This window comes from Streptomyces sp. 5K101, assembly GCF_046506645.1.
Taxonomy (GTDB): domain Bacteria; phylum Actinomycetota; class Actinomycetes; order Streptomycetales; family Streptomycetaceae; genus Streptomyces.
This window is the reverse complement of sequence record NZ_JBKFFO010000005.1, coordinates 195431-221046: the sequence shown is the minus strand read 5'-3', so window position 1 is coordinate 221046 and position 25616 is coordinate 195431. Positions and strand designations below refer to the sequence as shown.

The window sequence follows — 25616 nt, the reverse complement described above, 5'->3', positions numbered from 1 at the left end:
CGGTGAAGGAGTCGGGGCACGACAAGCCTAGCCAGCCGGGACGGGTGCCCCGGACGCGCCCGTCCCTTCACGAACGGCGCAAGTGGGCCAAGGTCTCCGCCAGTTCCTCACAGACTGCCGGGCGGCGGCCGGGACGGTACGCCGCCGCAGCGACGAATCGCCGTGTGCGGGACGCTGTTTGGCGACTCACGTGCTGACGCGGACGAGCGCGAGCGTGATGTTGTCGGGGCCGCCGGCTTCTATGGCGGCCTTCCAGAGCTCGAAGGCGGCCCGGCCGTCGTCGTGCACCCGCAGCACGTCGCCGATCGTCTCGTCCGGGACCGGGTCGGTCAGCCCGTCGCTGCACACCAGGTAGCGGTCGCCGCCGGTCAGCGCGGAGGCCGTGACGTGGGGCGTGACGGCGCGGAACGCAGGGGTGCCGCCGAGCGTCTGGGTCACCATCGACGTGGTGCGCCGGCCCGGTGGAGGCGGCGGGCTGTCGTCGACGCTCATCTGGCGCAGCCCGTCGCCCGTCGCGTCGTACACCTTGCTGTCGCCGACGTTGAACGTCAGCAGCGATTCGCCCAGCAGCACGGCGCCGGCGACCGTGGTCCCCATGGTGAACAGCTCCGGCTCGGAGTCGGCCGCCGAGAACACCTCGTGGTTGCACAGCTCCACGGCATCACGAACGGCCTCCTCGCCGTCCAGGGAGGGGCCGAGCGAGGCGAGGCGACGGACGACCAGCGCGCTGGCCACCTCGCCGCCGGGCTGCCCGCCGAGCCCGTCGGCGACCGCGACGACGAGCGGCGTGCCGAGGGGGAACAGCAGAGTCTGCGGGTTCTCGGTGACCGTCCCGCACAGTGTCCACGGGCCGACGACCAGACTGTCCTCGTTGTGGTCGCGGATCAGGCCCGCATGACTCAGGGCGGTCACGGCTGTGTACGGCATGTCGGCTCCGGCCTCTCCGTGACGGAAGGCGTGTCCCTCACCCCATTGTCACGCCGCACGACCGGGCGGCATGCCGCGCACCGGGAGCCCCGGGCCTCGCCGCCGATCCGCCCACCGGACGGCGCACGCCACGGGGCGTGGCTCGGCCACTTTCACGTAGGTTGTCGTGCATATTTGTCACGAATTCCATTGTTTTCTGGCGAACATACGCTCGATATCGTTGGCGTATCCCTTCGTGAAAGAGGCGCCGTGACCTTCGAGCCCCTGCCCCGGACGACGCGCCGCGCCGCTGTCGCGCGCGGCACAGCGCGTCGTCCGCTCAGGTCACCGCCGGTACGACCCCAGGTGGTGCACCGTCGCCGTGTCCAGCCGGACCGAGCCGCCCTCCGCGAAGAGTTCCACGCCGTCGCCCGCGGCGTCCGGGAAGATCTGGTCCGTGATGACCGCCTCGCCCCGGCCGCCGAACACCTCCACCGAGGACCAGTCGACGAGGATGCGCAGCCTGACCTTGCCGTCCCTGGCCTTCAGCGGTGCGCGCTGGACGCCGGGGAAGTCGTCGCTGAAGTCGACCGCGCCGGACCTGGTGCGGTCGACGTACAGTTCCTGCGTCCCGGCGTCGTAGCCGATCACGGTCTCCTGGCCGCCGGGACCGGTGCGGACCTTGAGGCCGAACCGGTCGGCGTCCCGCAGGGAGAACGTGGCGTCGATGTCCAGCGCCTTGCCGTCGGCACGCCCCCCGGCCAGCGGTGCCGAGCCGTCGGCGACCTGCACGCCCTGCGCGGTCACCGCGGGCCCTTCGCGCAGGGAGGCGACCGTCCGCACCGGCCGCTGGGTCAGCCGGATCCTTCCGTCGACCGTGCGCAGCGCCATCTCGCGGGGGATGCTCTGCGCACTGCGCCACGGCGAGGTGGGGATGTGGTTGCCGTACTGCCAGTTGTTCATCCAGCCGATCATGTGGCGCCTGCCGTCCGGCGCGCCCTCCCACGACACGGCCGCGTAGTAGTCCTTCCCGTGGTCGACCCACTGCGCCCGCCGCACCGAGGACACGGCGGGCTCGTCGGCGGCGACGAACCGGTCGGCGATGAGGTGCCCCCACCCGGCGGTGTTCATGTCGACGAGCTGGATCCGCGCCGGCTTCCCGATGTGGGCCCGCAGGTCGAACGACGCCCAGTCCAGCGCGCCGCTGTCGGAGCCGGTGACGCTCTGCACGACCTTCCCGTCCACGAGCAGATTGACGGAGGTCTCGGTCGAGCGGGGCCGGGCCCTGGTGTCCGAGAGCATGATGTGGTCGACATTGATGTGGCCCCAGCCGCCGGTGTTGGCGTCCACGATCTCGATGCGCGCCGTCCGGCCGGCCAGCTCCCGCACGTCCCACGACGCCCAGTTGAGCGCCTCGGAGTCCTTTCCGGTCGCACTGCGCACGACCTTGCCGTCGACGATCAGGCGCACCGCGGTCGGTGCGTCGGTGGCGGAGGGGTGCCGGCCGCCGCCGATCAGGAAGTTGACGTAGTCCTTGTCGATCGTGAAGTCGGGGGAGGTGAGCGTGCCGGTGGTCGCGTCGCCCCGCAGGAACGTGTTCACCAGCCCGCCGCCGAGATGGCCGGACACCGGGTGCTGGCCGGGCAGCGTGCCGGCGGCCGGGCCGTCGCCGAACGCCTCACCCGTCGCGGTCCAGTCCCCGTAGCCCTCGCCCTCGAAGTCGGCGAGGACGGTCCCGGCGGGCGGCGGGACCGGCCCGTCGGTCAGAACGGCGGCCGGGTCGTGCGGATGACGGCCGCCGCCCACCTTGAAGTTGACGTACGGGCTGGTCACGGTGAACGCCGGGGAGGTGAGCGTGCCGGTGGCGGCGTCGTCGCCGTGGAAACTGTCGACGTAACCCCTGCCCTCGACGCCCGTGACGCCCGGCGGCCCGTCCGCCGGCAGCTTCGCGGGCCCGTCTCCGAACGCCGTACCCGTCGTCTCCCACCTGCCCTGATTCGAGCCGTAGTCGGACCGCTCGAAGTCCTGCATCACCAGGCCGGCCGGCGGCGTGTAGGAGCCGTCGTCGTCGGGGACGAAGCGCTTGCCGTCGAAGTCGCCCACGAAGTACTGCGCGGCCGAACCGCCGGCGATGCCACCGGGGTTGATGTTGACGACGAGGACCCACTTGATCCGGTCCGGGTCGCCGTCGACGGGCAGCGGGAACAAATCCGGGCACTCCCACACGCCGCCCACCGCGCCCTGCGGGCCGAAGTCGCTGAGGTGCGTCCAGTGCTTGAGATCCTTGGAGGAGTAGAACCGCACCTTGTGCTCGGTGGACAGGGACACGGTCATCAGCCAGCTCCTGGTGGGCGCGTGCCACTGGACCTTGGGGTCGCGGAACTCCTTCGACCCGATGTCCAGCACCGGGTTCCCCGCGTACTTCGTCCAGGTGCGGCCGCGGTCGGTGCTGTACGCCAGCGACTGGGCCTGCTTGCCGCCCTCCTTGTAGGCGCTGGTGTACACGGCGACCATGGCCGGGTTCTCCCGGGTGCCGAAGCCCGAGGTGTTGTCCCGGTCGACGACGGCGCTGCCGGAGAAGACCATCTCCTCGTCGTCGTGCGGGATGGCGAGCGGAAGCTCCTCCCAGTGCACCAGGTCCTTGCTGACGGCATGGCCCCAGGACATGTTGCCCCAGGTGTTGCCGCTCGGGTTGTACTGGTACAAGAGGTGGTACTCGCCCTTGAAGTACACCAGCCCGTTGGGGTCGTTCATCCAGTTCTTCGCGGGGCTGAAGTGGAACTGGGGCCGGTGGGCCTCGGTGAACGGCGGGCGGTCGGCGGCGAAGGACTGCGGCGCGACGGCGGTCGAGGTCAGGGTACAAACGGTGGCCACGGCGGCGAGCAGCCGCACGGGGGCACGCCGGACAACACGTCCAGAGCTCATGGTGTCTCCTGTGGTGCGGACCGTCCGGAGCACGGAGCGCCGCGATGCGAGGCGGTGGGGTACGCCGCGGTGCGGGACGGCCCGCCGAGTCGGGGATCCCGTTGCCGGACCGGGATGGCAACGGTCCGTCAACAAGGGTGTCATCGCTGACATATGTCAGCGATGACATCGGCTGGGCCAGATGATGGGCACGCCGTCAGGCGTGAGTCAACGGTCCGGACGGAATTGAGCCGGCGCGTACCGGCCGGGACAGGGCCGGCCAACCGTCCCGGACCGTATACGCGTTCACTCGGACGCGGCCGCGGCGACGGGCGTCAGCTGGTGGCCCCACGGCGGATTGGGACCCGCGACCGCGCAGGTCAGAGCGGCGACCCGGACGCCGAACGCGCACGCGTCCGCGACGTCGTCGACGCCCAGGCCGTCGAGCCGTCCCCCGAGCAGCCCCCGGGAGCCGAGGCGGTGGAGGAACCCCGCCGTGAACGAGTCGCCCGCGCCCACGGTGTCGACCACCCGCGTGGCGGGAGCCGGCACCGCGACCCGCTCCCCGTCAAGCGACGCCAGGGCGCCCCGCGAGCCGCGGGTCACGACGACCAGCCGTACGCCGGCCGCGTGCCAGGTGTCGCAGGCGCGTTCGGGAGCCGTGCCCGGCAGCAGCAGCTCCAGGTCCTCCTCGCTGAGCCGCAGGATGTCCGCGACCGCGCACCAGCGGGGCAGCCGCTGCCGGTACACGTCCGGACCGACCAGCAGCGGCCGTACGTTGGGGTCGATCGAGACGGTCGCGGTCGCGGCCGCCCGGGCCAGGAACTCCTCGACCGCGGGCGCGCCCGGATCGCGCACCAGCGCCAGGGAGCCGGAGTGCAGGCAGGCGTCGTCGTCCGGGCCGGCCGCCGCCAGCTCGGCGCGCGTCCACTGCCAGTCGGCGGTGCCCTCGGCGTGGAAGGAGTACGCCGCCTGGCCCGAGTCGTCCAGTTCGGCGACCGCCAGGGTGCTGGGCTCGGCCGCCCGCACCGCGCCGGACAGGTCGACGCCGGATGCCTCCAGGTGGGCGCGGAAGAGGCGGCCGAAGACGTCCTCGGAGAGCCGGGTGAGGAAACGCGCCGGTGTGCCGAGGCGGGCGAGGGCGACGGCCGTGTTCGCGGGGCCGCCGCCCGGGAGGACGCGCAGGGAGAGCTCGGCCGGGGCGGGCGGGGGCGAGGTGAAGGCGTCGGCGACGCATTCACCCAGGACAGTGACCTGCTGCGGGCGCATGGCTGCTTCTCTCTTCGGGGGTCTGCGGTGTGGGACGGGCCGCGCGGCTCGGGCGGGCGGGGCGTGCGCACCGCTGGGGTGCGTTGCCGATTCGTGACGGTCCCAAGGCATTGACGTTGCCGGGAAGCGGAGTCCATCATCCTCGGCAGGCGGTGTCAACGATGACATAAGTCAGCGATGACACCGCCCGGCAACCGCGTTCGTACCTCCTCTCCGGAGCCCACCGGGCTCTGCAGCACCGCAGCTCGCCGCGCCCTCGTCACCGGGTTTGCGGCCGCGCTCGCCCGAACCCGCAGGGAGTCGTCCCATGTCCCGCAGCACTCGCACCGTTCCCGGTCTCGCCCGAGTGACCGCCTGCGCCGCCGTCGCGGCCCTGTCCCTGACGGCCTGTGGCTCCGGTTCCGGCGCCCAGGGCGGAGGCGGCGGTCAGGTGAAGGTGGGTCTGATCACCAAGACGGACACCAACCCGTTCTTCGTGAAGATGAAGGAGGGCGCGGAGCAGGCGGCGAAGAAGAACGGCGTCGAACTGGTGAGCGCGGCGGGCAAGTTCGACGGGGACAACGCGGGCCAGGTCACCGCCGTCGAGAATATGGTGGCCTCCGGCGTGAAGGGCATCCTCATCACGCCGAACGACTCGAAGGCGATCGTCCCCGCGCTGGAGAAGGCCCGCGCGAAGGGCATCCTGGTGATCGCGCTGGACAGCCCGACGGAGCCGCAGGACGCCACGGACGCCCTGTTCGCCACCGACAACGTCAAGGCCGGCGAGCTGATCGGCGCGTACGCCAAGGCGGCGATGGCCGGCAAGCCGGCGAAGATCGCGATGCTGGACCTGGCGCCGGGCGTGGCCGTGGGCGTGCAGCGCCACAACGGCTTCCTCAAGGGCTTCGGCGTCGCCGAGGGCGACCCGGCCGTCGTGTGCGCCCAGGACACCGGCGGTGACCAGGCCAAGGGCCAGACGGCCATGGAGAACTGCCTGCAGAAGGCGCCCGACATCAACGTCGTCTACACGATCAACGAGCCGGCCGCACTCGGCGCGTACACGGCGCTGAAGGCCAAGGGACTGGAGAAGAAGGTGCTGGTCCTCTCCGTCGACGGTGGCTGCACGGGAACGCGGGCGGTCACGGAGGGGAAGATCGCGGCGACGTCGCAGCAGTACCCGCTGAAGATGGCGGCCCAGGGCGTCGAGGCGGTGGCGGCCTTCGCCGAGGACGGGAAGAAGGCGTCGGGTTACACCGACACCGGGGTCACGCTCGTGACGGACCGGCCGCAGGCGGGCGTCGACGCGAAGGACACGGCGTTCGGCCTGGAGAACTGCTGGGGCTAGCCCCAGGGCCCCCGGCCACGGGCCCGGGCCACCGGCCGCGGACGGGGCGTCCGCCGGCCCGGGCCGGGCTGTCGGCCCGGAACTTGGCCCCGGCCGGACCGCCGGGTCCGGACCACAGCCGGACCCGCGCCTGGCCGCCGGACCGGGCGGCTGGCCGATCCCGGCCGGAGTGCCTCCGGATCGATACCGGCCCGGGCGGCCGGAGCCGGCCGGACCCGCGGACCTCGGCCGGACCTCGACCCCACCCGGGTCGTCGAGGCGGCCGGGACCTTGGCCCCGGCCGGACCGCCGACCTACTCGGTCCGGTGGCCCGGACCTCGCCCGACCTCGGCCCCACCGGGCCGTCGAGGCGGCCGGGGGGCTGCGGTCCGGCAGCCCCTGGCGGGCGGGACGGCCCGGATCCGGCCGACCCCCCGGCGGGGCCGACCCGCTCGGACGAGCCCACGCACCCGCCCGGCGCGAAGAGCCCGGGAGCGCCCGCCCCCGGCCCGCCCCGCCCCCGTACCCACCCACCGGCAAGGATCACGATGGCTGCCACATCCACCGCCACCCCGCCCACGCCCACACCCGCCCCCTACGCCCAGCTCAAGGGGCCGACCGCCGTCCGCAGGGTGCTCACGGCGCCCACCGCCGGGCCTCTCGCGGCGCTCGTGCTGGCCTGCCTCTTCTTCTCCCTCTCCACCGAGCAGTTCCTCACCGGCGGCAACTTCTCCCTGATCGTTCAGCAGGTCATGGTCGTGGGCACGCTCGCCATCGGCCAGACCCTGATCATCCTGACGGCCGGCATCGACCTCTCGTGCGGCGCCGTGATGGCGTTCGGCAGCATCGTCATCGCCAAGACGGCCGCGGAGGGCTCGCTCTCCCCGCTCGCCGCCATCGCCCTCGGCCTCGTCGTCTGCGGAGGCTTCGGCCTGGTCAACGGCCTGCTGGTGCAACTGATCCCGCTGCCGCCCTTCATCGTCACCCTCGGCATGCTCAACGTGGCGTTCGCCCTGACCCACATCTACTCGGCCGAGCAGACGGTCACCGACCTGCCTGCCCCGCTCACCGCGCTCGGCGAGACGTTCCCGCTGGGGAACACCGACATCACGTACGGCTCGCTCGTGACCATCGCCCTGTTCCTGCTGTTCGCCTACGCGCTGAGCAGCACGTCCTGGGGCCGGCACGTGTACGCGCTCGGCAACAGCCCCGAGGCCGCCCGGCTCAACGGCATCCGCACCTCCCGGCTGACCATCGGCATCTACACCCTGGCCGGGCTCGTCTACGGGATCGCCGCCCTGCTGCTGATCTCCCGCACCGGCGTCGGCGACCCGCAGGCCGGCCAGACCGACAACCTGGACAGCATCACCGCCGTCGTCCTCGGCGGCACCAGCCTCTTCGGCGGGCGCGGCGCGGTCCTCGGCACCTTCATCGGCGTCCTCATCGTCGGTGTGTTCCGCAACGGCCTCCAGCTGATGGGCGTCGCCTCGATCTACCAGACCCTGATCACCGGCGCGCTGGTGATCCTGGCCGTGACCGTCGACCAGATCTCCCGGAAGAAGGCCCGATGACCACGACCACCCCCGTGCTCCAGGCCCGTGGCCTGGTCAAGCGGTACGGCCATGTCACCGCCATCGACGGCGCCGACTTCGACCTGATGCCCGGCGAGGTCCTCGCCGTCATCGGCGACAACGGCGCCGGCAAGACGAGCCTGATCAAGGCGCTCACCGGCGCGCTCGTCCCGGACGAGGGGGAGATACGGCTGAACGGTGAGCCCATCCGGTTCACCGGCCCGCAGAGCGCCCGGCAGCACGGCATCGAGACCGTCTACCAGGACCTCGCGGTCGCCGCGTCGATGGACATCGCCTCCAACATGTTCCTCGGGCGCGAGCTGCGCCGGCCCGGACTCCTCGGCAGCGCGCTGCGCATGCTCGACAAGAAGCGGATGCGGCAGGAGGCCGCGGCGCACATGGCCGACCTCAAGATCGGTCTGCGGTCGCTGACCCAGCCGGTGGAGACGCTCTCCGGCGGCCAGCGCCAGGCCGTGGCGGTCGCCCGGGCGGTGGCCTGGGCCAGGAGCGTCGTCGTGATGGACGAGCCGACGGCCGCGCTGGGCGTCAAGGAGTCCGGACAGGTCCTCGACCTGATCCGCAGGGTCCGCGACAAGGGTCTGCCCGTGGTCCTGATCAGCCACAACATGCCGCACGTCTTCGAGATCGCCGACCGCATCCACGTCCACCGGCTGGGCCGGCGCGAGGCGCTCATCAAGCCGTCCGACTACTCGATGGCCGAGGTCGTCGCCATCATGACGGGGGCACTGAGTGTGCGGGCGGGCGGCGGTACTGTCGTGGCGGACACGGACGCCGCCAAGGCGGCCGGAGTCTCCGCCGACTGACCACAGCACCCGCCGGCGGGTCCCGGCCGGCGGCCCTGCCGGGACCACCGGGCCGCACACCCGGGAACGCCGCACACGGGACGCCGCAGGAACGCCGCACACAGGAACGCCGCACACACAGGAACGGTGACACATGGCCGCCACACGACGCCCGACCCTCGCCGATGTGGCCCGCGAGGTGGGCGTCAGCGCCAAGACGGTCTCGCGGGTGCTCAACGAGGACGGGCCGAGCTCGCCGCAGACCAGGGAGCGCGTGCTCGCCGCTGTGGCGAAGCTCGGCTTCCAGCCGAACCTGATGGCCCGCAACATCCGCGTCGGCGGCCCCGACACCACCATCGGCCTGATCGTCCCCGACCTCGGCAACCCGTTCTTCGGCACGGTCGCCGGCGGGATCGAGGACACGGTGCGGGACCGCGGACTGACGCTCCTGATGGGATCGTCCGCCGACGACCCCGAGCGCGAACGGACCCTGATCCAGACGTTCCTCGCGCGGCGCGTCAGCGTGCTGATGGTGGTGCCGGCGTTCGGGGCCGACCACGCCTACCTCAAGGCCCAGCGCACGGCCGGCCTGCCCGTCGTCTTCCTCGACCGTCCGGGCGTCGGGCTGTCCGCCGACTGCGTGGTCAGCTCGAACCGTTCCGGCGCGCAGGAGGGCGTCGCGCACCTCGTCGAGCGCGGCCACCGGCGCATCGGGTTCGTCGGTGACCTGCCCACGCGGCTCTACACGCGGCGCGAGCGCCTCGCCGGCTACCGCGCCGCCCTGGACGACGCGGGCATCGCCTACGACCGCACGCTGGTGACCGGCGCCCACGACCAGAGCGCGGCGGCCGCGGCCACCACGCGCCTGCTGTCGCTGCCGGAGCCGCCCACCGCCCTGTTCGCCGGGAACAACATCGTGGCGCTCGGGGTCGTGGCGGAACTGGCCCGAAGCGGCCGCCGGGACGTCGCCCTCGTCACCTTCGACGACCTCCCCCTCGCCGAGGTGCTGGAACCGGCCCTGACCGTGGTGGCCCAGAACCCGTCCGCCCTGGGCACCGCGGCGGCCACGACGGCCCTGTCCCGCCTGGACGGCGACCGCACCCGCGCCCGTACGGTCACGATCCCGACCCGCCTGGTGGCGCGGGGCTCGGGCGAACTCCCGGTACCGGCGCCTGTCGCCGCGCCGTAGCGACGCACCGGCCCGCCGCGCCCGCGTCCGCCGGGACATCCGGGTGAACGCGTGGCCGGACCGATCAGGATTCGAGAAGCGCCGGTCACCGAGCCGCAGTTAGCGTGATGGCCATGGACATCAGCATTCACACGAGCTTCCTCCCGCACGACGACCCGGACGCCTCCCTGGCCTTCTACCGCGACGCCCTCGGCTTCGAGGTCCGCAGCGACGTCGGACAGGGCAAGATGCGCTGGATCACGGTCGGCCCCGTCGGCCGGCCCGATACGTCGATCCTCCTGGCGCCGCCGGCCGCCGACCCCGGCATCACCGAGGACGAGCGCCGCACCATCGTCGAGATGATGGCCAAGGGCACCTACGGCTGGATCCTGCTGGCCACCCGGGACCTCGACGGCACCTTCCAGACGCTGCAGTCCGCCGACGCCGAGGTCGTCCAGGAGCCGACCGAGCAGCCGTACGGCATCCGCGACTGCGCCTTCCGCGATCCCGCGGGCAACCTGATCCGCATCCAGGAACTGCGCTGACCCGTTCGGGCGGGCACCGTCCATGTCCCCGACGAGCCGACCACGGCCGGCAGCTCTCACCGACGCCGAGCATCTGCTCGGACCGCACAGCCCGGACCGCGCACCTCGGACCGTCCGTGGCGCGTACGGCGATCGAAGGAGTCCGCTCATGTGTCATCCCGCCTGGGCGCGCGCACGTGCCACGGCGCAGCACCTGACCGACCTCGCGCGCCTGCGGCGCGTGCGCGACCGGATCGACCGGGAGTACACCCGGCCGCTGAACGTCGAGGCGCTCGCGCGCGGCGCGCACATGTCGGCCGGGCACCTCGGCCGCCAGTTCCGGCTCGCGTACGGCGAGTCCCCGTACGCGTATCTGATGACGCGTCGCATCGAGCGCGCGATGGCGCTGCTGCGCCGTGGCGACCTCAGCGTCACCGAGGTCTGCTTCGCGGTCGGCTGCTCGTCGCTGGGCACCTTCAGCAGTCGTTTCACCGAGCTGGTCGGCATGCCGCCCAGCACCTACCGGCGGCGGGCGGCGGGGTCCGCGGCGGGGATGCCGGCGTGCGTGGCCCAGCGGGTGACCAGACCGGTCAGCATCCCACGAACGCCGATAGCCGATCCGCCCCCGACGCCGACCGCCGAGCGAAACTCTGCGCCGACGGCCCAGCGAAACCCTGCGCCGACGGCCCAGCCGAATCCAGCGCTCGCGGCCGAGCCCCAACCAGCGTGACGGCCCCAGGGCCGACCGGCCGATGACCGGCACAGCCGCGCCCCCCGTCCCAAGGGCAGGCCGAGTTCAGTCGAGTTCGCCGACGATGCCGAGCACCAGCGCCAGGCGCCGCTTGGGTATCGACCCGAATTTCCGGCGCACGTTCATGACGTAATTGCGTGCGGTGCCGGCGGTGATGCCCAGCCGGTCGGCGATCTCCACCGCGGTGAACCCCTGGGCCGCGAGCAGTGCGACGTCCCGCTCGCGCGGGGTGAGCCCGGCGTTCACATGGTGGCGCTGGCTTTCCGGTACGTGCAGCAGGCCGTGGTGCAGGGAGCGGTCGCGGGCGAGTGCGGCGAGGGAGCGTTCGGCGCCCGCCGAGGTGAGGAGTTCGGCGGCGCGGTCACGGGCACGGGTCCGCTCGGCCGGAGAGGGCGCCACCTTCGCGGCCGCGTGGTAGGCGCGGCCCGCGGTGATCGGCTCGCCCATGTCGGCGAGCGCGTCCGCACCCTCGATCAGAGCGGCCCAGCCGCGTCTGCCGGCGAGGTGTCCCTCGACGACCGACCGGATGGCGGCGGCGCGCGGATAGGGCGACCAGAACCGGGACATGGCGGCGGCCTCGTCCCGTGCCGCGTCCGGTGCGATCTCGGTCAGCGCGAGCAGCGCGTCCTCCCAGCCGAAGTGGTGCTCGGCCTCGCGTGCCTTCCGCAGGATGCGGGGCAGCCCGCGCGCCGGGCGCGGCTCGCGGCGGGCATGCCGTATGTGGGCGAGGGTCGCCGCCGCGCTCGCGCCGCACGGAGGCGACGTCGCATACGCCACCTCGACGACCGACTCGAAGTCGTCGTGCCGGAGGCGGCGGGCCGTCTCGAACGTCACCGCGGCGGCGACGGCACTGCCGAGTTCGCGGATGCCGGGTGCGGCGCCCGTCATCGCGAGCGCGGCCTGCTCCCGCGCGGCGTCCAGGTGCCCCGTACGGTGCCTCACGAGCGCCTCGACCGCGGCGAACTTGTTGACCCAGGGCCCGCGCCCCACCACCCGGCCGCGGGCGACGGCCTCCAGGGCGGTCTGGTAGTCCCCGACGTACACGCAGGTCAGCGCCCAGTTCAGGTAGTTGAGCGAGGCGATCTCTCCGGTGACCGCGTCGAGGTCGGCCGGCAGCAGCGAGGCGGCCTGGCGCCAGCGCTCGGGCGCGCGCTCGTGTCCCTCGTAGGTCTCGCCGGCGGCGAGCATGCCGGCGACGAGCGCGATGATCCAGGGCTCGCCGGACTGCTGAGCGAGGGTCAGGCCCCGGCGGGCGAGCCTTCGCCGGTAGGCGGGGCTGAGGTCGGCGTCGGCGGGGAAGGACATGCGGCTCAGCGCGAGAGCCTGTCCCCCGATGTCTCCCGCCGCGGTGAACTCGAAGAGGGCCCGGGTGCCGTACTCTGCCATCGCCTTTCCCCGGGCGGCCCGTGCCTGGGCAAGGAACACCGCGCCGCGTGCGCGGGGCGTGTGGCATGCGGCGGCCAACTGGTCGAGGACGGCCCACGGGGCGGGGCCGGGCGCTCCCCACCGGGTGAGCAGGGAGACCATCTCGGCCAGTGCGACGCGGTCGTCGTCGGTGAGCCGAGGCAGCTCCGACAGCGCGCTGCGCAGCGTTTCGAAACCGAGGTCGGCCCGGCCGCGGAGCCCGGCCAACTCGGCGCTGCGGACCTGCTCCTGGACGGCGGGCGACACGTTCTCGGCGAAGTACGCATGGGACTGGCCCGGGAGGAACGGGCGCGCCTCGGACACGTTTTCGGTCATGGTTGCAGCAAGAATAGGTGCAGTTTTTGGATTGTCCAGGGGGCTGCGCAAGGGCTTTCATGACCGGTTACGGGGGCATCCCTTCCCACCGAGGAGTGCCCATGTACGGATCGCGAAGACTGGTCGTGTCAGCGCTCGCCGCAGCGCTGATCGCGACCCCGGCGGTCGCCCACTCGGCGGCCGATGACCAGTCACCCGGCCCGGCGCTCGCCGTCGCCGGTGACGCCCCGCAGGAATCCACCGACGTGCGGCGTGACCTGCCGCCCCTGTCGCCCACGGATGCGCAGCGTGCTGCCGTGGCGGCACTGCTGGAATCCACTGCGGGGGATACAACACCGAAAATAGCCTGGAACACCGCATACGGCACACCTCGGACCGTACGTGCGCCCGGCGGCTATCTCACCGGACCTCAGTCCGGCGAGCCACTCGCGATCGCGCGAGGCTGGCTGCAGGCGCACCGCGCGTTGTTCGGCCTGTCGGCTGCGGACGTCGAGGCGCTGACGGTACGGCGCAACCACGAACTTCCCGGCATCGGCGCACGGGTTGTGAGTTTCACGCAGACCTTCGACGGCGTCGAGGCCGTGCACGGCGGCGTGCTGACGGTGACCGTGGCCGAGGACGGCCGGGTGCTGTCCTACGCCGGTGACCCGGTGCGGAGCGGCGGCCTGCTCGCCGCGTTCGAGAAGTCCTCGGCCGACGCGCTCGCCGCCGTCGTGTCGTCGCTGTCGCCTTCGACCGACTTCGTCCCTGTGCCGACCGGCAAGACCCAGGCCGGCTACCAGGTGTTCGCGGCCGGACCGTTCGCACAGGTGCAGCGCGTCCGCAAGGTCGCGTTCCCGACGCCCGGCGGTGCCCGCCCGGCCTACAGCGTGCTGTTCGTCAAGAGCCTCGACGAGGCGTGGGACGTGGTCGTCGACGCGGCGACCGGGGAGACACTGGCCCGGCATTCCCTCGTGCACCACGAAGGCCCCCTGGAGCCCGAGGGCACGGTCTACGAGAACTTCCCGGGCGCTGCGCAGGGCGGCGCGCCGGTCATCAAGAGCTTCGGCCCGAACGCGTCGTCCCCGGCCGGCTGGGTCGACCCGACCGGCGCTCTGGGACTGCCCGGCCCCACCACGCTCGGCAACAACGCCAACACCTTCGCGCAGTACACGGCACCCCTGGCGCCGACCGACGAGCACAACCGGCCGGTGAGCCCGACGGCACAGTTCAACTACGCGTTCGGCGCCAACTGGGCCCGCACCAAGGGCCAGACGCTGCCGCCCTCGTACGTGCTGGACCGCGACCCCGCGGTGACCAACCTCTTCTACCACCACAACCGGATCCACGACGAGTACTACCAGTTCGGCTTCACCGAGACTGCGGGCAACTTCCAGGTCAACAACTTCGGCAAGGGCGGCCAGGGCGGCGACCCGATCAGCGGCCTCGCGCACTCCGGTGCCGCGACCGGCGGCGCGCCGACGTACCTCGGCCGGGACAACGCCAACATGCTGACCCTGCCCGACGGCATCCCGTCCTTCTCCAGCATGTACCTGTGGGAGCCGATCAACGACGCCTTCGAGGGGCCGTACGCCGACGGCAACTTCGACCAGACCGTCATCCAGCACGAGTACAGCCACGGCCTGTCCAACCGGTACGTCGGCGGCGGCGGGCTCGGCTCGCTCGGCGGCGAACAGTCCGGCGCGATGGGCGAAGGCTGGGGCGACTGGTACGCCATCAACCACCTCGGCCGCGAGGGCCTCTACGACAAGGCCGTGGTCGGCGAGTACGCCGTGGGGAACGCCGAGCGCGGCATCCGCAACTGGGCGTACGACAAGAGCCCGCTGACGTACGGCGACTACGGCTACGACATCACGGGTCCCGAGGTCCACGCGGACGGCGAGATCTGGACCGCCATGCTCTGGGACCTGCGCCGTGCCCTCGTCGACCGGTACGGCACCAAGGCGGGCAGCGACATCGCCGAGCACCTCGTGACCGACGCCATGCCGCTGTCCCCGCCGTCGCCGTCGTTCCTCGACATGCGCGACGCCATCCTCGACGCGGACACGCTGCGGTTCCACGGCGACAACACCGACGCGATCTGGACCGTGTTCGCCCGCCGCGGCGCGGGCCTGTCGGCCGCGACAGAAGGACCCGACGACACCGACCCGAAGCCGGGCTTCGACCACGCGGCCCCATCGCGCAACGGCATGCTCGCCGTCAAGCTGGTGAACTCCGCCACCGGCGAGCCCATCGGCGACGCCCGGGTCATCATTGGTGAGTTCGAGGCCCGGGTGACGCCGCTCGGCACGACGGGCACGGGTGGTGTCGTGTCGGCGCCGATGGTCGACGGCACCTACACGATGACCGTGCAGGCGCGCGGCTTCGGCATCCAGAAGTTCCGGGGCCTTAGTGTGCGGGCGGGCAAGACGCTCGCGCGCACCGTCCAGCTGGCGCCGAACCTCGCCTCGAAGCACAACGGCGCGACCGTCGTGAAGACGTCCAGCCAGGACGACGGCCTTCCCGCGAGCTTCCTGATCGACGACACCGAGGCGACCGCGTGGAAGACCGAGGACCTCGGCAAGCCGTACAACGCGGGCGCGCACCAGGTCGCCGAGGTGAAGCTGGCCAAGGCGGCGGAGGTTTCCCGCATCGCGGTCAGCACGCTCAAGCCGACGACGGCCGGACGGTTCAACGTCACCAAGGACTTCACGGTCCAGACGTCGACCGACGGAGTCCTGTGGAAGACGGTCAAGGCTGGCACGTTCGGCGCCCAGGCCCCGCGGCCCGCGGCCCCGGACATGCTGATCCAGACCCTGAAGCTGGACACCCCCGTCACCGCGAGCCACGTCCGGGTCTTCATCGACTCCGTCCAGGGCGAGACGAAGACGTACGGCGTGCTGTCCGAACTCCAGGTGTTCGGCGACGCCTCCGGCGTCGAGCCGCTGCCGTTCACCCCGGACGAGCCGGTCAGCGAGTCCGGAACGATCCAGGCCGGTGCCCCGCAGGGACTGTGGTACCTGCCCGGTATCGAGCCCTACCGTCCCGGCGTGACCGTGGCCTCCTGGCAGGCCGCCTGCGGTGAACCGCCGGCCGCCCAGGGCGCCGACGCGTGGATCACCAAGCTGCCGGACGGCTGGGGCGACGGACTGCACGTGGCGTCGTACACCGCGCCGGAGGACCAACTCGGCGAGCTGCAGATGTTCTTCTACGACTCGGCGTGCAAGCCGATCACGGGCGACTTCGCGACTCCGGGCCAGCAGATGGTGATCGCCCCGGGCGCGGCCTACGTCGGGCTGCTCTACCTGTACGGCACCGACTACACGTTCACCCTCACCGCCCGCCAGGCCGGCTGAGCACCGCTGCTGCAGAACATCGTCCAGGGAATCCAGGGGAGGAACACATGCACCGCACCACTAAACTTGCCATGTCCGCGTCGCTCGTCACCGCCGCCGCGCTGCTGAGCACATCGGCCGGCCTCGCGCACGCCACCACCAACGACCCGCTGAGGGGCGACCAGTGGGGCCTGACCCAGGTCCACGCCGAGCAGGCGTGGGGCACCAGCACCGGCCGGGGAGCCGTCGTCGCGGTCGTCGACACCGGGGTGGACCTGACCCACCCCGACCTCAAGGCCAACCTGGTGCCCGGAGCCACGTTCACCGGCTGCGCCACGTCGGGACAGCCGTGCGGGAACGGCGACTTCCGCGGTCCGGACGGCGAGAACAACGGCGACGAGCACGGCACCCATGTCGCCGGCATCGTGGCCGCCGTCGCGAACAACGGCACCGGCGTCGCCGGGGTCGCGCCGAACGCCAGGATCATGCCGGTCAAGGTGCTCGAGGAGGGCAGCGGCACCTTCGAGGACATAGCCGCCGGCATACGGTGGTCGGCGGACCACGGCGCCGACGTGATCAACATGAGCCTCGGCGGCCTCGCGGGTACCCAGGTCATCACCCTCACCGGCCTGGAGTCGTCGGTGACCGAAGCGATCGCGTACGCCAACGCGAAGGGCACCTCGGTCATCGCCGCCGCCGGGAACTCCGCCACCCCCGCCTGCAACACCCCGGCATGGGAGCCCGGCGCCATCTGCGTCGCCTCGACCGACCGCAACGAGCTGAAGAGCTGGTTCTCCGAACTGCCGAACAAGGCCGACCTCAAGGCCGTCGCCGCTCCCGGCGGCGCGGGGCTGATCTCCTGCAAGGACGACATCGTCTCCACCGTGCCGGTCGGCACCGGAGCCGTGTCCTGCGGCCAGAAGGACTACGACTACTACGCCGGCACGTCCATGGCCACACCCCACGTGGCGGGCGTCGCCGCCCTGCTCTTCGCCCAGGGCCGGACGCTGGCCAACGTCGAGGACGCACTGCTCGACACGGCCCGCCAGCCGGTCACCGGCCTGACGGGCCTCTACTCACCGGTCTACGGCTGGGGCATCGTGGACGCCGCCGCCGCTGTGAAGTTCCCCGGCGCGGCGACCACGGGCAAGGGCCGTAAGGGCGACAGGGGGGAGCGGGACTGACCGGTCCCTCCCCATCGCACGACATGAGGCGGCCATTCCGGGAGCACCCGGGTGGCCGCCTCACCCATGCGCGAGGAGCGGCGGAGGACGGCGGGTCCGGAAGGGGGATCCGAGTCGTCCATACGGCCTGCGGTCGGGGTGGTGAGTGCTGTGGGCTGATGACGGCACTTAGCGTCGGCTGCGGCGATCATCAGCACCGCGGTGATTTCGGACGCCCTGATGGGGCGTCGGTCGCCGCCTTCATCCGGAGCACGGGGCGCATGTCGGTTTCGTGCACTGCAGAAGGTCTTCATGTCGGGTATCGCGGTTCGGGGGCTTCGGAGCCGAGGAGCGGGGGGCGAAGTCGCGGGGGCTTGGGGTCGTGGTGGGTGCTGGTGCGGGCCTGGGTGGCGGGTCTGGCGGTGCTGGCGGGTCTGGCCGTGCCGCTCGCTGTGGCGACGCACGCGGCCGCGCAGGACGGAACGTTCGCTTACGTCGCCAACGAAGCCGCGGACAGCGTGTCGGTGATCGACACCGTCACCAACACCGTGATCGACACCATCACCGTCGGCACCGGCCCCGTCGGGGTGGCGGTGACCCCGGACGGCTCCCGCGTCTACGTCGCCAACTTCTTCGACGACACCGTGTCGGTGATCGACACCGCCACCAACACCGTCATCGACACCGTGACCGTGGGCGTCGCCCGCTCGGGGTGGCGATCCGGACCGTCACCTCCTCGGACCGGACCCCGACCAAGCTGACCCTGAAACTGGAGAAGAAGAAGGGCAAGGGGAAGGACGTGGTGGACGCCCTGGGCGACGGGGGCAGGAAGGGCCTGGTTCTGAAGGCCAAGCTGTCCGCGGAGAGGGAGCCGCTGGAAGGGCAGCCGATCGAGTTCACCACCGACTCCGTCGAGCTGTGCACCGACACGACCGACAGCAAGGGCAAGGCCACCTGCAAGGTCCCCCGCGAGCAGGCCGACGAGACCTGCTACACCGCCACCTTCGCCGGCGACGACACCTATGAGCCGTCCACGGCCACCTTCTGCAGGTTCAACGACACGTCCGGCGAGCTGTCAGAACTGGCAGGTCCCGAGGGCCTGAGCGCCATCCCCAGTCAGGTCCGTACGCCGGCCGCAGGACATGACCCCACACCGCCGCCCGCGGCCGGGCGACTGATCACCCGACACATCGCCTGCACGACTCGTGGCCCTGACTCAACCAGAGGCAGGGCCACGACGGCGCGTACCGTCTGCGTACGGCTGCGGATGGGGCCGTGCGCGTGGCCGAGTCGAGAATGCTCTTCCGGCGGTGTGCCGCTGCTGGTTCAGTCGACGGCGGTTCCGCACGCTGACGGCACCTCGGCTGCGGGAGGGAGCGCAGGCACGTACGGCGTTGGAGCGAGTTCCGCAGGCTTGCGGGCCTCTGCGGCAGGGGGGCGTGGCCGTTCCTTACGACTCCTGCCCGTGAGCGCCCGCCATAGGCCCCGAGACTCCTGGCGTTTCACGACCCGGCTCCGGCCATCGCCGAGCTCGCTGAAGCGGGCGGCGGCCTGCTGGTGGGCGTCGGTGGCCTCGGCGAACCGTCGCATCTGCTGCAGAGCGGCACCCAGGTTGTTCAGCGCCTGACCCTCGCCGTGGGTGTCGCCAAGTTCGGTGAAGCGGTCGGCGGCCTGCTGGTGGGCGGTGATGGCTTCGTCGAACCGTCGCATCTGCTGCAGAGCGGCGCCGAGGTTGTTGAGCGCCTGACCTTCTCGGTGGGTGTCACCGAGTTCGCTGAAGCGGTCGGCGGCGAATTGGTGGGCTTCGATGGCTTCCTCGAACCGTCGCATCTGCTGCAGAGCGGCACCGAGGTTGTTCAGCGCCTGACCCTCGCCGTCGTGGTCACTGAGTTTGGTGAAGTGGTTCGCGGCCTGCTGGTGGGCCACTATTGCCCCGTCGAACCGTCGCACCTGTTGCAGGGCGACACCGAGGTTGTTCAGCGCCTGACCTTCTCGGTAGATGTCGCCGAGCTCGGTGAAGCGGTCGGCGGCCTGCTGGTGGGCGGTGATGGCTTCGTCGAACCGTCGCATCTGCTGCAGAGCGGCACCGAGGTTGTTCAGCGCCCGGCCCTCGCCGTGGATGTCACCGAGCTCGGTGAAAAGGTCGGCGGCCTGCTGATGGGCTTCGATGGCTTCCTCGAACCGCCCCACCCGCTGCAGAGCGGCACCCAGGTTGTCCAGCGCCAGAGCTTCGCCGTGGCGTTCGCCGATCTCACGGCAGATGGCGAGGTCCTGCTGGTGGGCCGCTATCGCCCCGTCGAACCGCTGCACCTGCTGCAGAGCGGTGCCGAGACTGTTCAGCGGCCGGCCCTCGCCGTGGCGTTCACCGAGCTCGCGGCAGATCGTAAGGTCCTGCATGTTCTCTCCAGGAGTGTCGCGCGCTCCCGCCCTCACTGCCAATTCCTCACGCCGCGCAACGGCGTGACTGGACGGGCAACCCGTTCATGCTGACACTCTCAGTAATCATTCGGGCGGTTGGCGCTGCAACCGGCCGCGTGTCGACCGCCCCCAACCGGATGGCAGATTCGCTGGTCCGGCGCACAGGAAACGACTGCTGCGGTGTTCTGATGTATAAGGCCGGCGGAGTCCTGACAACCGAGTCAGGCTGCTGCGGCCGGGATCGTTGATGCAGGACTTGGACGTGCTTGCAGCCTTCGCCTCGCTTCTTCACGTGGCAGGCACCGGGGACGACGGCCGCTGTCGAGTCGCGCAACATCCGCGCATGCTGCAGCCGTCTGCAACCGGCCGGGTGGCGGGTCGGTGAGGAGCGGCGGGGGCGGGTCCGGAAGGGGGATCTGCGTCGTCCATACGGCCCGCAGGCGGGGTGGTGAGGGGCTGGCGGGCCGTTGGCGGCGGTTAGCGTCGGCTGCGGCGATCAACACGCTGCGGCGATTCTGGACGCCCTGACGGGGCGTCGGTCACCGCCTTCATCCGGAGCACGGACGCACGTCGATTTCGTGCACTGCAGAAGGTCTTCATGTCGGGTATCGCAGTGTGGGGGGCGCCGGGCCGGAGAGGTACGGCGCGAAGCCGCGGGGGCGGGGTTCGTGGTGGGTGATGGTGCGGGCCTGGGTGGCGGGACTGGCCGTCCTGGCCGGTCTGGCCGTCCCGCTCGCGGTGGCCACGCCGGCGGCCGCGCAGAACGGAACGTTCGCCTACGTCGCCAACCTCAACGATGACACGGTGTCGGTGATCGATGCCGCCACCAATACCGTCGTCGACACGATCACCGTCGGTGACACGCCCCTCAATGTGGCGGTGTCCCCGGATGGCTCTCGTGTCTATGTCACGAACTTCGCCGATGACACGGTGTCGGTGATCGACACGGCCACCAACACCGTCATTGACACGATCCCCGTCGGCGACGGCCCCGTCGGGGTGGCGATCGGCACCGTCACGGAGCGGATCCCGACCAAGCTGAAGCTGAGGCTGGAGAAGAAGAAAGGGAAGGGGAAGGGGAAGGACGTCGTGGACGCCCTGGGCGACGGCGGCAGGAAGGGCCTGGTTCTGAAGGCCAAGCTGACCGCCGAGGGCGAGCCGCTGGAAGGGCAGCCGATCGAGTTCACCACCGACTCCGTCGAGCTGTGCACCGGGACGACCGACAGCAAGGGCAAGGCCACTTGCAAGGTCCCGTGCAAGCAGGACAGCGAGACCTGCTACACCGCGACCTTCGCCGGCGACGACACCTACGAGCCCTCCACCGCCACCTTCTGCCGGTTCAACGACACGTCCGACCAGCTGTCAGAACCGGCGGACCCGGAGGGCCTGAGCGCCATCCCCAACCAGGCACTCACGTCGGCCGCCAGGACATGACCCCACACCGACACCCGCAGCCTTAGACAACTGATCACCCGAAACACATCTTCTGCACGACTCGTGGCCCTGACCTCAACCAGAGGCAGGGCCACGACGGTGTCACGCGTGTCAGCGTCAACAACCGGGCGCGTGACGCGCCACCCGCCGCGCCGACCCCGGGCGGGCGAGCTCGGCCGGTCCAGACAGCAGCTGACCGGCCATGCGGCGGTCCGTAGGCTGCAGGCAGGGCCATTGACAGGGGATGTGCTGCGTCCACGTCCCGGTTCGACCGGCTGCCGGACGCGTGGCCTCGCACACGACAGCGCCGGTCCTCAGGACCACGATCAGGGCCTGAGGACCGGCGCTTCGTACGGTGGCTAGCTGCCGACGCGCTCCTCGGAGAGGATCTGCTGCCGCAGCTCCACCAGTGCCCGCAGAGCATTGCTGTACATCTGGATGCTCTTCTCGCTGTGCGTGTTCACGGCGGTCTTGACCTCGTTGAAGGTCTTGGCGATGACCTCGTCCAGATCGTTCCTGTCGATGTTCATCATGCTGTTTCTCCTTTCGGTGGGCGTGGTCAGTCCCGGTTGACGGGCCACGAGGTGATGTTCTGCCAGGGACCGCAGTCCCTGACGTTTTCGGTGCCCTTGCACACCGCGAGCCGGCCGGTGGTGGTGAGCCGGTAGGCCTGCCGCACCTTCACGTCGACAGTGCCGGAGCCGCACACCTCGGCCTGCTTCCTGAGCGGGCCAGGGGCGAGGTCGTTGACGAACCGGGTCCACACCGAGTAGCAGCCCTCACCGGTGTGGGACAGCTTTCCGCTGATCACCAGGTTGCCGGGCGGCTCGATCCACCGTTCACCGGCAGCGGTGGCGCTCTCGTGTCCGGCCGACCACGCGACGGTCCGCGCCGGCTTGCCGCCGTCCGCTGCGGTGGCCGGGGCGGCGAGGGCCAGCAGGGCGCCGACGGCGGCCGCCGCGGCGACCGGGATGCGGGCATGCATCAGATCAACTCCTTCTTCTGCGGGGACAAGTCGGGCGCGGTCCGTATGCCGTGGTGGCGGCGGAGCGCGGACAGGGCGGCGAGATGGCCGCACATGCCGTGCACGGAAGGCCCGGGAGGGGTGGACGCCGAGCACAGGTACACCCCGGGCAGTGGGGTGGTGTACGGGTCCCAGCGTGCCGTCGGGCGTGCCAGTGACTGGCGCAGGGTCATGGCTCCCGCGGCGATGTCGCCACCCACGTAGTTGGGGTTGTACGTCGCGTACTGGGCGGCCGAGATGCCCCGGGAAGCGATGACCGTGTCGGTGAAGCCCGGTGCGTACTCCTCGATGCGGCGGCGGATCAGCTCGACCGGGTCACGGGTGTCGCCGTGGGGAACGTGGGCGTAGGCCCATACAGGGCGCCTGCCCCCCGCGACCCGGGACGGATCGGTGACTGCCGGGTCGACGACCAGGACGAACGGGTCGAAGACCGCGTTGCCTGCGGCGGTGGCGGTTTCCTGGCGGAAGATGTCGGCCCGGGTGCCGCCCAAGTGGACCGTGCCGGCCTGACGCACGAGCGGATTGGCCCACGGGATGGGGCCGGAGACGAGGAAGTCGGCCTTCGCCGCGCCGGGGCCGTAGCGGAAGCGGCGCAGGGCGCGCCGGTAGCCGGAGGGCAGCCGGTCACCGGCGATGGCCAGGAGTTCCTTGGGGCTGACGTCCAGCAGGACGAGCGGGAAGTCGGCGAGTTCGGACAGGTCCCTGACGCGGTGTCCGGTGTGGAAGACGCCACCGTGCGCGGTGATGTCGGCCGCCATGGCGTCGGCGATGCGGGCGCTGCCCCCCTGGGGCAGGGGCCAGCCGCTGCTGTGGGCGGTGTGCGCCAGGAGCATCGCGACCGCCGCCGACGCGACCGAAGGCAGCTTGCCGACGGCGTGCGCGGCCACGCCCGCCAGCAGTGCCCTCGCGGGCTCGGTGGTGAAGGGCGTGCGCTCGGTGGCGTGGGCGAGCACGCGGGGGGCGAGGAGCAGGGGTGTCAGAAGGTCCGGTGGCAGGGCGCGCTGGCTGGACAGCAGCAGGTCGACCACGGCCTCGGACCGGGTGGCCAGGGGGCCCATGAGCCGTGCCCAGCGCGGGCCGTCGGCGCCCAAGTGGCCCGCGGTGCGGGTGATGCTGCGCCATGCGGCCGCCGCCTGCCCGTCGGGCAGGGGGTGGGCGTACGGGATGTCGGGCTGCAGCAGTCGCACGCCGCGCGCGGGCAGGTCGAACTGCCGGAAGAACGCGGAGGCGGCGGCCATCGGGTGGACGGCCGAGCAGATGTCGTGCACCACGTCCTGGTCGAAGAGCGGCTCGGTGCGCAGGCCGCCGCCGATGGTGTCGGCCGCCTCGAACAGGGACACGCTCAGGCCGGCCCGGGCGAGTGTCACGGCGGCGGCGAGCCCGTTGGGCCCGGTGCCGACGATCGCGGCGTCCGTCGGGAGGCTCATGAGGCGGCCCCCGAGGGGGCGAGCTGCCGGCCGGCGAGCCGCCGGTAGGTGCTGTCGCCGTCCATCAGCTCGGCGTGCGTGCCGATGGCGCGCAGGCGGCCGTCCTCCATGACGAGGATGCGGTCGGCGCCGATGGTGGTGGACAGGCGGTGCGCGATCGTGAGGACCTGACAGCGGGCTCCGATGGTGGTGAGGGCGTCGCGCAGGGCCGTCTCGGAGTCGGAGTCGAGGTGCGCGGTGGCCTCGTCGAGGAGCAGCACATCGGGCCTGGCCAGCAGGGCTCGGGCGATGGCGAGGCGCTGCCGCTGCCCGCCGGACAGGCCGGTGCCGCCTTCACCGAGCTCGGTGTCCAGGCCGTCCGGCAGGGTGTCGATGACCTCGGTCAGGTGGGCGGCCTCCACCGCCTCCGCAATGTCCTCGGGGGTGGCGTCCGGGCGGGCGTACGTGAGGTTCTCCCGCACAGTGCCGCGCATCAAGGGGGAGTCCTGCTCGACGAGACCGATCCGCGCGCGCAGTTCGCCGAGCGGCATCGTCGAGGTGTCGGCTCCGGCCAGGCGGATCGTGCCCCGGTCGGCGGTGAGGAAGCGCTCGACGAGCTGGAACAGGGTGGTCTTGCCGGCGCCGGACGGGCCGACGATCGCGGTCACTCCCGTGGTGGGAAGCGAGAACGAGACGTCGTTCACGGCGGGGGCCGCGGTGTCGCCGTAGCCGAAGGTGACGGACTCGAACTCGACCGCCGGTGCCCCCTCGACGGTGCCGGAGCCGGTCGCGTCGCCGGTCTCCTCCTGCTCGATGGCGGCCAGACTCTGCACCCTGTCGATGGCGGCCCGGCCCTGCTGGAACTCCCCGAGCGACATGAACAGCATCACCAGCGGAGCCACCAGATAGAACAGGTACATGATGAACGCCGTCAGGTCCTCGACGGGGAGGGCTCCGGTGGCGGTGCGCGCCATGCCCCATGCGATCACCACGGCCAGGGACACCTGCGTACCGACGTTCATGGCGGGCATCAGCATCGCCGACAGCCGGGTGACGCGGAGCCCGCTGCCGCGTGCGGCGTCGGCGAGCGTGTGGAGGCGATCCGCCTCGCGCTGCTCGGCCCGGGACGCCTTCACGGTGGTCAACGCTCCCAGCACCCGCAGGAGTCCGGAGCCGTAGTCGCTGGTGTCCTCCCGGTTCGCCACGGCCGCTGTGCGGACCGCGCGGGCCAGCCCGAGGGCGATCGCCGAGGCGGTGCCGAGGCAGCCGGCCGTGGCCAGCAGCATCTGCCAGTCGATCCACGCCATGACGGCGATGCAGCCGACGGCCGTGAACCCGGAAGTGATCATCTGGGCCACGGACGAGGACAGGGCGATCCTGGCGATCGAGGTGTCGGCGACGGTTCGCGTGAACACATCGCCGTGCTCCAGCTTGTTGAACGCCCGTATCTGCGCGTGCAGAAGACGGCCGGTGAGCGTGGTGCGCATGTCGAGGACGATGTTCTCCCCGGCACGTCCGATCAGATAGAAATGGGTCGCGGCCAGAGTTGCGTCCGCGGCGAACAGGGCGGCGATGCACACGATCGGCCACAGCACCGGCCGGTCCGTCGCGACGGCCTCGATCAGGTCGCCGATGAGAAGTGGCTGTACGAGGGTGGCGACGGTGCCCGCCAGGCCGAGGAGGGTGCCGGCGCAGAGCAGCAGCCGGTGGCGGCGGACGATCGAGGAAATGTTCACTGGCTGCCCTTACCGAAGACGACCGCGATGACCGCGGCGACGGCCGCGGCGAAGACGAAGCTCTTGATCCACGCGTCCCGAGTGACCACGCCGTTGTCGCGGAACATCACCAGCATGCTCGGCACGGCGAAGGCGAAAGCGATGACGGACCACGTCAGACGGCTTGCTGTCAGCACTGCCGG

The 25616-nt window shown here is 71.5% G+C and carries 20 protein-coding genes; 10 read left to right on the top strand and 10 right to left on the bottom strand.

Features of this window, described 5'->3' with window-relative positions:
- Window positions 1-186 precede the first annotated feature (186 nt).
- From ACLB9X_RS12015 to ACLB9X_RS12005, 3 genes are all read right to left on the bottom strand, one after another.
- On the bottom strand, window positions 187-927 hold the full coding sequence (locus tag ACLB9X_RS12015; RefSeq protein WP_410360285.1) for a PP2C family protein-serine/threonine phosphatase: 741 nt from the start codon (window positions 925-927) through the stop codon (window positions 187-189).
- 324 nt (window positions 928-1251) lie between these two features.
- On the bottom strand, window positions 1252-3831 hold the full coding sequence (locus ACLB9X_RS12010) for a GH32 C-terminal domain-containing protein (RefSeq protein WP_410360284.1): 2580 nt from the start codon (window positions 3829-3831) through the stop codon (window positions 1252-1254).
- A 285-nt stretch (window positions 3832-4116) separates the two neighbouring features.
- Complete coding sequence (locus ACLB9X_RS12005; RefSeq protein ID WP_410360283.1) at window positions 4117-5079, bottom strand: carbohydrate kinase family protein; 963 nt, start codon at window positions 5077-5079, stop codon at window positions 4117-4119.
- Window positions 5080-5386: 307 nt separating this feature from the next.
- Between ACLB9X_RS12005 and ACLB9X_RS12000 the strand changes: the two genes are divergently transcribed.
- The 6 genes from ACLB9X_RS12000 to ACLB9X_RS11975 all read left to right on the top strand — a co-directional run bounded on the left by ACLB9X_RS12000 (window position 5387) and on the right by ACLB9X_RS11975 (window position 11178).
- Window positions 5387-6403, top strand: coding sequence for a sugar ABC transporter substrate-binding protein (locus ACLB9X_RS12000; RefSeq protein ID WP_410360282.1), 1017 nt, complete (start codon window positions 5387-5389; stop codon window positions 6401-6403).
- A gap of 527 nt (window positions 6404-6930) precedes the next feature.
- Window positions 6931-7953, top strand: a complete 1023-nt coding sequence (locus tag ACLB9X_RS11995; RefSeq protein ID WP_410360281.1) for an ABC transporter permease — start codon at window positions 6931-6933, stop codon at window positions 7951-7953.
- On the top strand, window positions 7950-8777 hold the full coding sequence (locus tag ACLB9X_RS11990; protein ID WP_410360280.1) for an ATP-binding cassette domain-containing protein: 828 nt from the start codon (window positions 7950-7952) through the stop codon (window positions 8775-8777). Before ACLB9X_RS11995 ends, ACLB9X_RS11990 begins: the two co-directional genes overlap by 4 nt.
- Before the next feature lie 133 nt (window positions 8778-8910).
- Window positions 8911-9945 carry a LacI family DNA-binding transcriptional regulator gene (locus tag ACLB9X_RS11985; RefSeq protein ID WP_410360279.1) on the top strand — a complete coding sequence of 345 codons (1035 nt, stop codon included), beginning with the start codon at window positions 8911-8913 and terminating at the stop codon, window positions 9943-9945.
- 113 nt (window positions 9946-10058) lie between these two features.
- A complete protein-coding gene (locus ACLB9X_RS11980) occupies window positions 10059-10469 on the top strand; it encodes a VOC family protein (RefSeq protein WP_410360278.1) in 411 nt (136 codons plus the stop codon).
- 148 nt (window positions 10470-10617) lie between these two features.
- A complete protein-coding gene (locus tag ACLB9X_RS11975; protein ID WP_410360277.1) occupies window positions 10618-11178 on the top strand; it encodes a helix-turn-helix domain-containing protein in 561 nt (186 codons plus the stop codon).
- A 66-nt stretch (window positions 11179-11244) separates the two neighbouring features.
- On the opposite strand, the gene ACLB9X_RS11970 is transcribed toward ACLB9X_RS11975, so the two are convergent.
- The gene (locus tag ACLB9X_RS11970) at window positions 11245-12939 is read right to left on the bottom strand and encodes a LuxR C-terminal-related transcriptional regulator (RefSeq protein WP_410360276.1); all 1695 of its coding nucleotides are present in this window, start codon (window positions 12937-12939) and stop codon (window positions 11245-11247) included.
- Window positions 12940-13040: 101 nt separating this feature from the next.
- Between ACLB9X_RS11970 and ACLB9X_RS11965 the strand changes: the two genes are divergently transcribed.
- The 3 genes from ACLB9X_RS11965 to ACLB9X_RS11955 all read left to right on the top strand — a co-directional run bounded on the left by ACLB9X_RS11965 (window position 13041) and on the right by ACLB9X_RS11955 (window position 18177).
- Window positions 13041-16274 carry a M36 family metallopeptidase gene (locus ACLB9X_RS11965; protein WP_410360275.1) on the top strand — a complete coding sequence of 1078 codons (3234 nt, stop codon included), beginning with the start codon at window positions 13041-13043 and terminating at the stop codon, window positions 16272-16274.
- 47 nt (window positions 16275-16321) lie between these two features.
- Complete coding sequence (locus tag ACLB9X_RS11960; protein WP_410360274.1) at window positions 16322-17437, top strand: S8 family peptidase; 1116 nt, start codon at window positions 16322-16324, stop codon at window positions 17435-17437.
- Between the two features lie 353 nt (window positions 17438-17790).
- Window positions 17791-18177: a YncE family protein gene (locus ACLB9X_RS11955; RefSeq protein WP_410360273.1), complete on the top strand. Its 387-nt coding sequence runs from the start codon at window positions 17791-17793 to the stop codon at window positions 18175-18177.
- Between the two features lie 565 nt (window positions 18178-18742).
- Here the strand turns inward: ACLB9X_RS11955 and ACLB9X_RS11950 are convergent.
- Complete coding sequence (locus ACLB9X_RS11950) at window positions 18743-19813, bottom strand: tetratricopeptide repeat protein (RefSeq protein ID WP_410360272.1); 1071 nt, start codon at window positions 19811-19813, stop codon at window positions 18743-18745.
- 714 nt (window positions 19814-20527) lie between these two features.
- On the opposite strand from ACLB9X_RS11950, the gene ACLB9X_RS11945 reads away from it, so the two are divergent.
- A complete protein-coding gene (locus ACLB9X_RS11945; RefSeq protein WP_410360271.1) occupies window positions 20528-21268 on the top strand; it encodes a YncE family protein in 741 nt (246 codons plus the stop codon).
- 359 nt (window positions 21269-21627) lie between these two features.
- Here ACLB9X_RS11945 and ACLB9X_RS11940 read toward each other — a convergent pair whose 3' ends face one another.
- Genes ACLB9X_RS11940 through ACLB9X_RS11920 form a run of 5 tightly spaced genes read right to left on the bottom strand, consistent with a single transcriptional unit; the run spans window position 21628 to window position 25610 of the window.
- The gene (locus tag ACLB9X_RS11940) at window positions 21628-21801 is read right to left on the bottom strand and encodes a hypothetical protein (protein ID WP_410360270.1); all 174 of its coding nucleotides are present in this window, start codon (window positions 21799-21801) and stop codon (window positions 21628-21630) included.
- A 26-nt stretch (window positions 21802-21827) separates the two neighbouring features.
- Complete coding sequence (locus tag ACLB9X_RS11935) at window positions 21828-22253, bottom strand: hypothetical protein (protein WP_410360269.1); 426 nt, start codon at window positions 22251-22253, stop codon at window positions 21828-21830.
- On the bottom strand, window positions 22253-23719 hold the full coding sequence (locus ACLB9X_RS11930) for a phytoene desaturase family protein (RefSeq protein WP_410360268.1): 1467 nt from the start codon (window positions 23717-23719) through the stop codon (window positions 22253-22255). Before ACLB9X_RS11930 ends, ACLB9X_RS11935 begins: the two co-directional genes overlap by 1 nt.
- Window positions 23716-25434: an ABC transporter ATP-binding protein gene (locus ACLB9X_RS11925; RefSeq protein WP_410360267.1), complete on the bottom strand. Its 1719-nt coding sequence runs from the start codon at window positions 25432-25434 to the stop codon at window positions 23716-23718. Before ACLB9X_RS11925 ends, ACLB9X_RS11930 begins: the two co-directional genes overlap by 4 nt.
- Window positions 25431-25610: a hypothetical protein gene (locus tag ACLB9X_RS11920; protein ID WP_410360266.1), complete on the bottom strand. Its 180-nt coding sequence runs from the start codon at window positions 25608-25610 to the stop codon at window positions 25431-25433. Before ACLB9X_RS11920 ends, ACLB9X_RS11925 begins: the two co-directional genes overlap by 4 nt.
- Window positions 25611-25616: the final 6 nt, after the last annotated feature.